General features: G+C 43.9%; 9 protein-coding genes. 6 read left to right on the top strand and 3 right to left on the bottom strand.

Going from position 1 to position 13,144, the window contains the following annotated elements:
- The first annotated feature begins 315 nt into the window (after positions 1-315).
- Positions 316-1,443, top strand: a complete 1,128-nt coding sequence (locus tag AC1DU2_RS07065; RefSeq protein WP_477383514.1) for a sensor protein KdpD — start codon at positions 316-318, stop codon at positions 1,441-1,443.
- A 2-nt stretch (positions 1,444-1,445) separates the two neighbouring features.
- Positions 1,446-3,158 carry a HAMP domain-containing sensor histidine kinase gene (locus AC1DU2_RS07070; RefSeq protein WP_477383515.1) on the top strand — a complete coding sequence of 571 codons (1,713 nt, stop codon included), beginning with the start codon at positions 1,446-1,448 and terminating at the stop codon, positions 3,156-3,158.
- A gap of 182 nt (positions 3,159-3,340) precedes the next feature.
- Here AC1DU2_RS07070 and AC1DU2_RS07075 read toward each other — a convergent pair whose 3' ends face one another.
- On the bottom strand, positions 3,341-5,425 hold the full coding sequence (locus tag AC1DU2_RS07075) for a beta-galactosidase (protein WP_477383516.1): 2,085 nt from the start codon (positions 5,423-5,425) through the stop codon (positions 3,341-3,343).
- Between the two features lie 232 nt (positions 5,426-5,657).
- On the opposite strand from AC1DU2_RS07075, the gene AC1DU2_RS07080 reads away from it, so the two are divergent.
- Together AC1DU2_RS07080 and AC1DU2_RS07085 are read left to right on the top strand one after the other, a co-directional pair.
- A complete protein-coding gene (locus AC1DU2_RS07080; protein ID WP_477383517.1) occupies positions 5,658-7,418 on the top strand; it encodes a family 43 glycosylhydrolase in 1,761 nt (586 codons plus the stop codon).
- Between the two features lie 49 nt (positions 7,419-7,467).
- Complete coding sequence (locus tag AC1DU2_RS07085; RefSeq protein ID WP_477353977.1) at positions 7,468-7,626, top strand: hypothetical protein; 159 nt, start codon at positions 7,468-7,470, stop codon at positions 7,624-7,626.
- On the opposite strand, the gene AC1DU2_RS07090 is transcribed toward AC1DU2_RS07085, so the two are convergent.
- Positions 7,610-8,197, bottom strand: coding sequence for a Fic/DOC family protein (locus AC1DU2_RS07090; RefSeq protein ID WP_477383518.1), 588 nt, complete (start codon positions 8,195-8,197; stop codon positions 7,610-7,612). The genes AC1DU2_RS07085 and AC1DU2_RS07090 overlap by 17 nt on opposite strands.
- 75 nt (positions 8,198-8,272) lie before the next feature.
- Here AC1DU2_RS07090 and AC1DU2_RS07095 point away from each other — a divergent pair, with 75 nt between their 5' ends.
- Positions 8,273-8,773 carry a hypothetical protein gene (locus tag AC1DU2_RS07095; protein ID WP_477353981.1) on the top strand — a complete coding sequence of 167 codons (501 nt, stop codon included), beginning with the start codon at positions 8,273-8,275 and terminating at the stop codon, positions 8,771-8,773.
- Positions 8,774-8,821: 48 nt separating this feature from the next.
- The gene (locus tag AC1DU2_RS07100) at positions 8,822-9,778 is read left to right on the top strand and encodes an acetyl-CoA carboxylase carboxyltransferase subunit alpha (protein WP_477353983.1); all 957 of its coding nucleotides are present in this window, start codon (positions 8,822-8,824) and stop codon (positions 9,776-9,778) included.
- A 216-nt stretch (positions 9,779-9,994) separates the two neighbouring features.
- On the opposite strand, the gene AC1DU2_RS07105 is transcribed toward AC1DU2_RS07100, so the two are convergent.
- Complete coding sequence (locus tag AC1DU2_RS07105) at positions 9,995-13,132, bottom strand: glycosyltransferase family 117 protein (RefSeq protein WP_477383519.1); 3,138 nt, start codon at positions 13,130-13,132, stop codon at positions 9,995-9,997.
- Positions 13,133-13,144: the final 12 nt, after the last annotated feature.

The following is a 13,144-nucleotide window of genomic DNA, read 5'->3' on the forward strand; positions in this document are numbered from 1 at the left end:
GTCCTCCCCTTTAGAGGAGGATTTAGGTGGGGCTCAAGATATGTATGGATGGTTGTATAGTTAATTTTGGTTTAATTATATGTTAGTTTGAGAAACATTCATACCTTAAAAGGGGGGCCGCGAGGGCTCTCCCTTTTATGCCCCTCTAAATCTCCCCCTGAAGGGGGAGACTTTTGATTTGAGTGGGTTTCAAACCTTGGTTGTAAACCAAAAATGGAATTTGTGCGGGTTTAAACATAATGGTAATAAGTATTAGATAAATTAATTTTTAAAGTCTCCCCCTTCAGGGGGAGATTTAGAGGGGGCTTGGGACTTATGGACGGCGAAAAAGAACGATCGGTTGAGCATTTCCTGGAGCTGATAAAAAAATCAAGGCGCGGGAAATTCAAGGTTTACATAGGCATGAGCGCAGGCGTGGGTAAAACCTTCCGCATGCTGCAGGAAGCCCAGGCTTTAATGCGTAACGGCATCGATGTTAAAATTGGCTACATTGAAACGCATAGCCGCAAAGAAACCGTTGCACAGTTGGAGGGTTTGCCGGTAATACCCCGCCGCAAACTGTTTTACAAGGGTAAAGAACTGGAGGAGATGGATTTGAAAGCCATCATTAGCTTGCGCCCCGAGGTGGTTTTGGTTGATGAACTGGCCCATACTAATATTGAAGGCAGCAGCAACGAAAAACGCTGGCAGGATGTGCTGGAGATATTAAACGCCGGTATCAATGTGATCAGCGCGGTAAACATCCAGCATATGGAAAGCCTGAACGAAGAGGTGGAGCGCATAACCGGGGCCAAAATAAACGAGCGTATACCCGATAAGGTTTTGCAACTGGCAGACGAGGTAGTAAACATCGACCTTACCGCCGATGAGCTGATAGACCGCTTAAAGGAAGGCAAAATATACGATGAGAAAAAAGTGCCTATGGCGCTCAATAACTTTTTCCAGGCCGATAGAATTTTACAGCTGCGCGAACTGGCCCTGCGCGAAGTAGCCCACCAGGTAGAGCGGAAGATAGATATTGAGATACCCAAGACCATTAAACTACGGCCCGAGCTTTTTTTGGCCTGCATTAGTACCAATGACGAATCGGCCAAAATAATTATTCGTAAAACGGCAAGGTTATCATCATATTACCGCTCTAAATTTTTTGTTTTGTATGTGCAAACATCAAGAGAAAGCAGCGATAAAATAAACCTTGCATCGCAGCGCCACCTTATTAATAATATGAAACTGGCAACACAACTGGGCGGCGAAGTAATTAAAGTGAAAAGCGACCGGATAGCTCAAACCATTTGGGAAACGGCCGAAAAATACGACATTACAACTATTTGCCTGGGTAAACCCCGCTTTAAATTTTACCAGGTTATTATGAAAACGGCGGTGTTTACCCAATTGCTAAATAAAATGTCAAAAACTGATATAGACCTTGTAATACTATCATAACCATGACTATTAAAAATAAACTCCGTACAGGCATCGGTTTCTTGTTTGTACTGGCGCTCACCTGCTGCGGGTTATCTGTTTACTTCCTTAATCGCCTGTCGGCCGATGCCGGGGCAATACTTAAGGATAATTATAAAACCCTGCAGTTTACCCAAAACATGCAGGACGCTATCGACGCAAATGATAAGGCGCTTTCGCTAAAACAAATAGCGGTTATCGACAATAACCTTAAACTACAGCAACACAATGTTACAGAAAAAGGCGAGCAGGAATTAACAGATTCATTAACACTTGTTTACACGCAAATAAAGCAGCATAATAACAATATAGTTGAGCAACTGCCTTTAAGGAGCCATGCCCGCCGGCTTATTTATAGTATTATGCATTTAAACATGGATGCTATTTCCCGCAAAAATGCCATAGCTGCCGATACGGCAAGCAGGGCAAATGTGCTGGTGGCCGTGAGCGCTTTTTTATTGTTCACTATAGCTTTCACTTTCGCAGTAAACTTTCCGGGTTATATAGCCGATCCTTTAAAGGAATTAACAGCAAGGATAAAAGAAGTATCAAACCGTAATTACCACCAGCAGATAGACTTTCACTCCGATGACGAGTTTGGCGAATTGGGGCAGGCTTTTAATAATATGACCCGGAAACTGGATGAGTACGAGAACAGTAACCTGGCCAGCATCCTGTTTGAAAAAAAACGGATAGAGACTATTATTAATACCATGCACGATGCTATTATTGGTTTAGACGAAAAGCAGTTTATCATATTTGCCAACGAAGTAGCATGTAACCTGATAGGCATGACCACCGAGCAGCTAACTGGCCGGTACGCGCCAGATATAGCGTTGGAGAACGACCTGCTGCGCAACCTGTTAATTAATGAACAGCCACGGTTAAAGATTTTTGCCGATAACCGCGAAAGTTTTTACAGCCGCGATTCATTATCCGTGAGCAGCAAAAGTAAAGTGATAGGTAAGGTGATTATTCTTAAAAATATTACCGAGTACCAGCAGCTGGATGAAGCCAAAACCAATTTTATCGCCACCATATCGCATGAACTGAAAACGCCCATATCATCCATTAAAATGAGCCTGAAATTACTGGAGGACGACCGCATAGGTAACGTGAATACGGAGCAAAGGCAATTGCTGGAAAATATTGACGATGATGCCCGCCGCCTGCTGCAAATAACCGGCGAACTGCTGGATATGGCACAGGTAGAAACCGGTAAGCTACAGCTTAACTTTGGCAGCACACATCCCCGTAATATTGTTGATTATGCGGTAAAAGCCATCAAGTTTACCGCCGATCAAAAGCATGTAAATATCAAAGTAAAATGCGACGATACCCTGCCCGAGGTACATGCCGACCTGGATAAAACTACCTGGGTACTTATCAACCTGTTATCAAACGCCATAAAATACAGCCACGAAAAATCAGTTGTGGAGCTAACCGTTAAAAAACATAAGAATGACGAGATTGAATTTTCGGTAAAAGATCATGGTAAAGGGATAGAAGAGCAATACTTGTCGCGGTTATTTGAGCGCTACTTTAAAGTACCCAACGCCACCGCCGACCAAACCGGCACCGGCCTTGGCCTTGCCATTGCCAAAGATTTTATTGAAGCCCAAAGCGGGCACATCGAAGTTGATAGCGAGATAGGGGCAGGCAGCAGGTTTGCGTTTACGCTGAAGAGGGCGTTGTAGCCCCCCTCTAAATCTCCCCCTGAAGGGGGAGACTTTTAATTTCTAAAGCACATTGCTCTCTAATTTAAACTTACGAAGTTTTAAAAACTTCGTAAGTTTTTTGCTTGGTGTTGTCGTCTCGTCAAATCAAAATCCGAAAAATCTGGAGAATCTGTTTAATCCAGGTTCAGACAAAATTACCCTCAATTCACCTCCACAATTTTCATCCCCCAAGGTTCCAACTGCATAGCAGAGTTACTGGTCACACTTGCTCCTGAAAATAATTCCTTGCCGTTTCCGTAAGGATAAGTGAAGCTTGCTTCTTTATCGGAATAGTTGAAATAATAATGTACCGTTTTACCCGCCTGGTTTACGCCATACTTGGTAATTATCGGGAAAGCCAATTGCTGGTCGGTACCCCAAAGGCCTGCTTTTTTAACCGCGTCGGCCAGTATTTTATCGGTAACGGCGCTTGTTGTAACGCAGCCAATGTAAGTTGCCAGGCCTTTGCCGTATGTGTTTTCGGTAATAGCCGCGTATTTGCCCCAAACCGGGTGGTCATAATAGGCCAGTACCTTTGCAGTGTTAGGGGTAATGAGTTCCATCCAAGTATTAAGCTTTTTATCTTCCGGTTTCAGGTTAAAATCATCACCTTTTAAACCCACGTTTTCGGGCACCGTAAATTGGCTATAGTAAATTCCTAATGCTTCGTTTATTATGCCGGGTTGGTGAGTAGTGCGCACTTTAACATTTTCGTCGCTGAAGCCACTTTTAAAGGTGTAGATGATGTGGCCGCCGTTTTTCACATAGCGGTTAAGGCGTTGTAACAAACTATCGGGCGCCACATATAAAACCGGTACTACCAGTAATTTATAATTTTCGATGTTTTGGCTCGTAGGGTCAACAAAATCGCAGCCTACGTTCATGTGGTACAGGCCATCGTATAGTTGGCGCAATACCTCGTTGTAGCCGGTGCGTACTCCCCATCCAAAACCAAAAGCTTTAAAGGCTGTAAGTGCCTCGTTGCTGAATAGTATAGCCACATCGTTTTTCTTTTTCAGATTGATGAGTTTCGGGCTCAACCGGTCAAAATCCTTACCGATGGTTTTAGCTTCGTTGTAAACCGGGTTGGGTTCAAAATCGTGGCTTAATAACCCTTTCCAATAGGTTTCGGCTGAGTTATGGATAGAGTGCCATGGCCAGTAGCCTACCATATTGGCGCCCGAAGCCAGGTGGCTGAAAGCCTGTAACCTCAATTGTCCGGGGTATGGTGTCCATTGGGCAAACCCTTGGGCCTCGGTTTCTATGGTCAAATAATTTTTGCCGCCTTTCATGGAGCGGGCAACATCGCCGCCAAAAGAAATCTCGGCGCCGGTAAGCTTATCCTGGCTGGGGTGATAGATGTCTATCCCCGCAATATCCATAGCTTTGGCAGCCGCAAAATGGTCAACCTCGGGCTGGATACCAAAGGAAGCGCTACGCCAGTCAAGGTCGAAGTTTTGGGTAATGAATTGGTCGGGCCGCTTGTATTCGCGCACAATGGCCGCCTGCCAGCCTAAATATTGGGTAACCACCTGGCGCTGAAACTTGGCAAACTCAGATGATAAACTACCATTGATGGTGTTATTCATCGATGGAAAGTCTTCCCATGCGTTAATGCGGTTGCTCCAGTAATCCAGGCCGAAAATATGATTGATATTATCCAGCGTTTTGTATTTGGCCTGCATGTATTTAACAAACAGCGCCTGCACATTTGGGCCCGATGTACCGTATGATTTGGTTTCGTTATCAATTTGGTAACCAATAACTGCGGGATTATCTTTCACATGCTCCATTATTTTGCGGATCACCCGCTCGGCATACATCCTGAAATCGGTATTGGTAATATCCATATTTTGCCTTGGTCCGTATTGGTTTTGGCCCTGTGGTGTAATAGCTAAAATTTCGGGATGTTTTTTGGCCATCCAAGTTGGGATGGCATAAGTGGGGGTGCCGACAATCACTTTGATGCCACCTTTTTGCATGGCGGCCAGCACCCTGTCTATATGGGTAAAATCAAAAACACCATCCTGCTGTTCAACGGTGCTCCAGGTACTTTCGGCAATTCGTACTACGTTTATGCCGGCCTCCTTCATCATCTGCACGTCTTTGTCAAGGCGCTCGTAAGGCATATATTCATCGTAATAAGCTACGCCGTAAAGCAGCTTATTCATTTTGGGGTATTGCGCGAATGAAGCGGCGCAAAAAAATAATTGCACAATGAAAAGCAGCAGGAATCTCTTTTTCATAAAACTGGATTTTGGTACAAATTGGTTTACGCCATGAATCTACAAATTAATTGTGTTTTTAACACACAATAATAAAAAGTTTACGCTTTTAAGCATTGGTTGCCGGGTTTAGGCAAGCTTTTAGCCAAACCGGGCGCTTTTGTGCAGTAAATGTAGTAGTAAGCCATCTTTTAATTGTTGTTTAAAAACAGATATTAGCATCCTGTTATTACCTATATAAACCAGTGCATATATGATGAAGATAGCTGCCCGTATTTTACTGATACTATTGCTTTGCTTTTTCCTGCGGGATGCAGGCGCGCAAACCAAAAGGTTAACTTATTGCAACCCCCTTAACCTTGATTATGGTTATACACCCTTTGATAGTTTTGCAAGCTGGGGCAAACACCGCGCCACTGCCGACCCAACCATGACCTTGTTTAAAGGTAAATATTACCTGTTCAGCACAAACCAGTTTGGTTACTGGTGGAGTGATGATATGCTGAACTGGAATTTTGTATACCGCAAATTTGTACGCCCCTACAACCAGGTTGCCGGCGATGAACTTTGCGCGCCTGCAACATTAGTTTTAGGCGATACCTTGCTGGTAATAGGATCAACGTATAATAAGGATTTTACGCTGTGGATGAGTACTAACCCTACCAAAGATGATTGGAAAGCTGCTAAAGACTATTTTAAAGTAGGCGCCTGGGACCCTGGTATGTTTGCCGATGATGATGGCCGGGTTTACATTTACCATGGATCGAGCAACACCCTGCCGCTTTACGGGCAGGAGATTGACAGGAAAACTTTTGAACCTATAGGCCCCAAAAAAGAAATGGTTAAGCTGGATCCCGAGAAACATGGCTGGGAACGATTTGGCGAGCATAATGATAACGTGTTTTTGCTGCCCTTTATTGAAGGCTCCTGGATGAACAAGCACAACGGTAAATACTACCTACAGTTTGGAGCCCCCGGTACCGAACAAAGCGGCTATGGGGATGGCGTTTTTGTGGGCGATAAGCCGCTTGGTCCGTTCACCTATCAAAAGCACAATCCGTTCTCGTACAAGCCCGGCGGCTTTGCAAAAGGAGCAGGGCATGGGGCAACCTGGGCCGATAAGTTTGGTAATTACTGGCATATCAGCACCATGGGTATTTCGGTGAAAAATAACTTTGAACGCCGTATTGGCTTTTGGCCTGCCGGTTTTGATAAAGACGGAACGCTGTATTGCAACACCGCCTATGGCGATTATCCCCAATATTTGGCCACCGGTGCCGAAGACCACCTGCAAAGCAACTTTACCGGCTGGATGATACTTAACTATAATAAGCCGGTAGAAGTATCATCAACCCTGGGCGCTTATTACGCCAATAACGCGGTTGACGAGGATATTAAAACCTATTGGAGCGCCAAAACTGCCAGCAAAGGCGAATGGTTTAAAACCGACCTGGGCGAAACAAGCACCATCAACGCGGTGCAAATTAACTATGCCGACCAGGATGCCACGTTTATGGGTAAATCAATGGGTGTTTATCACCAGTATATAGTTTATTCATCCGTAGATGGAAAAATATGGAAACCTTTGATTGACAAAAGCCAAAACAAAAAAGATGTACCGCATGATTATATCGAACTAAAAACACCCGCAAAGGCGCGTTACCTGAAAATGGTAAACCTGCACATGCCATCTGGAAAGTTTGCGCTATCGGGCTTCCGGGTGTTTGGTAAAGGAGCAGGCGCAAAACCCGATACCGTTCAAAACCTGATTGTGTTGCGTGGCGATAGCGAGCGCCGCAACTCCTGGCTTAAATGGAAACCTAATGATAACGCCACCGGCTACACTATTTATTTTGGCATAGCGCCCGATAAACTGTACAATAACATGATAGTGTACGGCAAAAACGAATTTTATTTTAGCGGGATGGATAGGGATTTACCTTACTATTTCCAAATAGAGGCCTTTAATGAAAACGGGATTTCGGCACGAACAAAGGTGGTAAAGGTGGAATAGGAAGCCGGGAACGTTTCGTTTTAGTGAAATGTTTTTTTATCTTTATATTATGAAATCGAAGATCGGTAAGATAGTAAAGCCCAGCGCTTCTTTACGTCAGGAAATTTTAAAGTCGATGATTGCTTCTTTTAAAATTGAAGGAATTCATATCTCTGAAGAAGATGCTGCCGCCTCATTAAAGAGGGTAGAGACTAAGCAGGGAAAATAGATGTGATAAATTCTTCCATCTTGTCATATCTCTTTTCGGCTGATTGTTGAACTGCTGCTACGTAAAATTCAAACTCTTTTTCGCTAATTTTTTCGAATTGTAAGGCATTGTAGCCTTGTTTTCTTGCCATCAAATTAGCCAATATTCGAGCTGTTCGCCCATTTCCTTCTCTGAAAGGATGTATGAATAACAACTCACCATGCACAATGGCTATATCTTTAATCAATTCGGTTTGGTTATTATAAGTATTGCGTAACTTAACGAGAATATCGCGCTCGAACATTAACATACTCTCATGAAGAAAGCGAGCTGCCGGAAAAGGAAAACCTCCCTTAGATAGATTTACATCGCGATATTTGCCGGCAAATGTATATAAATGTCCTAAGGCTATTTTATGGATGTTGTTAATATACTTAATATTAAATTTTGTCCTTTTAGTTAGCGACTCTGTAAGTATCAATTCGGCCTCAAAAAAGCCGTTAAATTCCGACAAGAAAACTTTTTCGACTGACTTTAAACCAAGGATATTAGGCAGGATTTCGGTTTGATTATCGGGCGTATCGTATTTCATAACTACTGCTGCAATTTAAGAAATTAGAAGGTCAATGGCCCAGTTATTGTGGATTTTTCATAAACTGCACCATCTATGCTAAAAACAATACCTGTATTTATAATAACGCTGTTTACATATAGCGGAATTGTGGCACAAACGCCCGATAGCACCTTGAAAAAATCGCCGGTTAAAACTTTAACAGATGTGCAGTATTCGGCATTGTTAAAAGGAGATGATATTTATGGTATGCCGCCGGTGGCGTTGCTGAACCATTACCCAATGCCCGATGTGGCTATACAGTTTAAAAAGGAGGCAGCCCTTAGCCCCATACAAATTACTAAGATTGAAGCTATAGCTAAAGAGCTGAAGCGTAAACGAATTGAAATGGGCGGGTTTATTGTTACCAATGAAAAGAAGCTGGATGATTTGCTAAGCAAAGGAACCGACGAAGGCAGCATCATTTTTTATGGAAACCGTTCGGGCTTGTACTACGGCGAACTGCGGGATGCCATTTTAGTTGCCTGTTACAATACCTGGAAACTGCTATCGCCGGCCCAGATAAAAAAGCTGGAAACTTTGCAAAATCATAATTGATAAATTTGCCGATGGTTTTGTTTAATTTAGCGGCCCCAAATAAAGTGTATGAAAATAACTTTTGATTTTGAAAAACCCCTTGCCGAACTGATGCAGCAGATTGAAAAGGTGAAGCAGGTTGAAGATAAAAACAAGCTGGATATGTCGGCAACAGTTGCAGAACTGGAAGCCAAACTGGAAAGTGCAAAAAAAGAAATATACGGCAACCTAAACGGCTGGCAAAAGGTACAAATTTCCCGCCACCCCGAAAGGCCTTATACCTTGCAATATATTGAGCTGATGTGCGATGATTTTATTGAATTGCACGGCGACCGTACAGTTGGCGATGATAAAGCCATCATTGGTGGTTTTGGAACATTAAATGGCCAAACAGTGATGTTTATAGGCCAGCAAAAAGGGCGCAACACCAAAGAGCGCCAGTACCGTAACTTTGGTATGGCTAACCCCGAAGGCTACCGCAAGGCCCTCAGGCTGATGAAAATGGCCGAGAAATTCAACAAGCCCGTTGTTACATTAATTGACACCCCCGGAGCTTTCCCCGGCCTGGAAGCCGAAGAACGCGGACAAGGCGAAGCCATAGCCCGTAACCTGTTAGAAATGTCGATACTTAAAGTACCTATCATCTGCGTTATCATAGGCGAAGGTGCATCAGGTGGCGCATTAGGTATAGGTATTGGCGATAAAGTAATGATGCTGGATAATTCCTGGTATTCGGTTATTTCGCCGGAAAATTGCTCAACCATCCTTTGGAAAACCTGGGAAAATAAAGAACGTGCTGCCGAAGTGTTAAAACTGACATCTACAGAAATGCTAAAAAACAAACTGATAGATGGCGTTATTAAAGAGCCCCTTGGCGGTGCCCACCAGGATCCAGTAGCTATGGCTGCCACGCTTAAAAAACAATTACTAAAAGATCTTAAAATCCTCAAAGAAAAAGACGTTACCGAACTGGTTAACGAACGCATCGAAAAATTCTGTTCGATGGGAGTAGTGAACGAGGGATAGTTTTTGGACTTGAATAACATATACCAAAAAAAGCGGCAATTGCCGCTTTTTTTGGTATAATCCCTTTTTTGTTACAAGAGCGTCTATTTTTAACGTATTCGGTCTTTAAGGTAAGGGAGGCCTGTCAGTCTGAGCCTGTCGAAGACTCGCGCGGAGAGGCCTTTGCCCGCTATGGTTCGACGGGCTCACCATGACAGCCCATTTAAATTCTTAATTCTATTTCCCCGTACCCATGCCTAATTTTTTCTCGTAATCCTTAAACTGCGCGTCAAATTTGGCTTGTAGCTGTGGCTGTTTGTAGGTTTTGGTAAATTCTACCAGCCCATTTAGCATCGACATCGAGTATTGGATATCGCGGCTCTCCAGCGTGGTATCGCCGCTTTGCAGCAGTGTTAAATTATAAGCCAGCAGGTTGGTTACGTAGGCATCAACCAGGTTGGCCAGTTTGTTGGCCATCTGGGTCTCGCCCAAGCGATAAGCGGTTTCAATCAGGTAATATTTACGGATAGCTATCTCGGTATTCGGGATGGTTTCCGGCATTACCTCGTCGTATTTCTTTAGCGCGTTTTTAGCCAGGTCGGGTTTCCCTTCTTTTAACAGGTTATCGGCCAGGCTGGAGTATAACCTCGAAATAAGTGGGTAAAACATGGTGTTTGATTCATGATCAAGATAGCTGGCTGTTTTCATGTTGCCCCATTTGTATTGGGTCATCATGTTATGATACATTACCGGGGTGTTAATCAAATCGGCGGGGTTTGCAGCAGTATCCACTTTTAACGGCATCAGGCGGTTTGCAAAACCTTCGCTATACAAATATTTGCCAAGACCTATCAGGTTTTCATCAGGCACAGTGGTAGCAAAATAAATTGGCCTTTGCCAGTTATTGTGGGCCAAAATATCCATCATGGCCAAAATATCCTTGGTTACATATTTGCCGTTAAATGTCCAATCCATTTCGGGCGCTATCTGGTCCTTTTGGGTGGCAGGCACTGTTCCTGTTTTTACCACATCGTCTGCATTAACTGTTATTTTGAATTTTTTGGTTGGCAGGTAGTTGCCTACATCGCCATTACCATATTCAACCATGGTTGCTTTATCATCCGAAGTAATAAAATCAAAAACATCCTTTAACTCGGTTGAGCCCGGCAGATTTTTGTCGCTTAAATAAACTACATCGCGTACACCCGCTTTAAATTTATCGTCGGGCATCGTAATTGGCAAAGGCTCCGATTCATTCATCTTATGTTTCATGCCCCGGATATACCAATCGGTACCCAGCAAGCTTAAATTGACGATGCGTACATCGGGCCTTACATTTTCAACTTCCTGTATATACCAAAGCGGGTAGGTGTCATTATCGGCATAAGTAAACAAAATAGCATTTGGCGCGCAGGAATTCAGGTAGTTGTAGGCCATATCATGCGGTGTAAGCTTGGTCGACCGGTTATGGTCGTCCCACTCCTGGCTGGCCATTAAAACGGGAGCAGCTAATAAACAAACCAAGGTTGCAACAATTCCGCTGGTTTTAGCATCAATTACTTTTCTTAAAAGTTCGGCTATGCCCATAACACCAAGCCCAATCCAAATGGCAAAGGCATAAAACGATCCGGCGTAAGCATAATCACGTTCGCGTGGCTGTAAGGGGTCCTGGTTTAGGTAAAGTACAATGGCTAAACCAGTAAAAAAGAATAGAACCAACACCACACCTGCGTTTTTCTGATCGTTTTTAAAATGGAAGAACAAGCCCACCAGTCCAATTATTAATGGTAAAAAGAATAACCGGTTATAGCTTTTGCTTTGGGTAACCTCGGCAGGCAATGGCTTGTTAAAATTCCAGCCGCTTATCCAGTTGCCATCTGCGCCGCTGTTGCTGGTTTGGCCGTCAAGATCATTGGTACGGCCAACAAAATTCCACAGGAAATAGCGGGTATACATCTGGTTAACCTGCCAGGTGCCAAAAAAGCCCAGGTTGGTAGCAAATGTAGGTTTTTCGCCATCGGCCAGCTTGCTCCATGCACGGTAAAACTGCGCATGGCCGCCCTTATCGCTAAACATACGCGGGAAAATGGTATTACGATCATAAACGGTCGTCAGCTTTTTGCCTGCAACCTCGTACTGGGTTTTGCCGCGGCGGTAAATTTTGGCGCCTTCGGTTTGCTCGGTAGGGGTAGAATCAAAAAACTGGCCGTATAATAAAGGTGTATCGCCGTACTGATCGCGGTTTAAGTAGCTGTTGAGTGCAAAAGCATCCTGCGGATCGCTGTTATTCAGGTTCGGGTCGGCCTTGGCACGCACTACTATCATCACAAATGAGCTGTAGCCAAACAGGATAAATAAAAGGCACACAAAAAAGCTATTGAGGGCAAATCGTTTTTCACGAATTTTAATCCCGTACTCCAGCAAGGCCAAAATACCTATGCCAATAACTGCGCCAATAATGCCGGTACTGATACCTAGCGCCAATATAAAGCACACCGCCGAAGCTATAATGGCGGGCTGCGATTGTTTAATAGTATAATAAATGCCAAAAGCAATGGTGCCCACCAGCAAAACAAAAAATGCGATAGCGCCGCTGCCGAAGCCCATACCCAGGGTGTTTACAAAAAACAGATCGGAGAAGGCCGCGCCTTTAACCGTAAACTGGATAACGCCCCATAAAACAAAAGCTACTGATACCACTCCGGCAAAAAATGCCAGTAGCGTACCCTGGACGGTTATGGCTTTTGCCTTGCGGAAATAGATTACTAAAGCTATTGCCGGTATTACCAGCAGATTTAACAGGTGAATGCCTATTGATAGGCCCATGATATAGGCAATAAAAACAATCCAGCGGTTGGCGTTGGGTTCATCGGCATGGGCATCCCATTTTAATATGGCCCAAAAAACTATGGCTGTACATAAAGAAGATTGCGCGTAAACTTCAGATTCAACCGCCGAAAACCAAAACGTATCTGACCATGCATAGGCCAAAGCACCAACCAAACCCGAACCTATAATAATGATCAGGCTGGCGATATTAATATCTTCGGCTTTTTTTACCAGTATTTTTTTAGCAAGCGCGGTAACCGTCCAAAATAAAAACAGGATAGTTGCGCCGCTGGCCAATGCCGAGGCCATATTAGCCCAGTAGGCAACCTTGGTGTTATCGCCCATAGATAGCAGCGTAAATACTTTACCTATCATGGTAAATAACGGAGCGCCGGGCTGGTGAGCTACCTGCATGCGGAAGATACAGGCTATAAATTCGCCGCAATCCCAAAAGCTGGCCGATGGTTCGAGCGTTAAAATGTAGGTAACGGTAGCGATAACAAAGGCTATCCAGCCAAAAATATTGTTGATCTTAGTGTAATTCATGTCAGGTACTTT

The sequence above is a fragment of the Mucilaginibacter sp. P4_C11 genome, assembly GCF_056402115.1.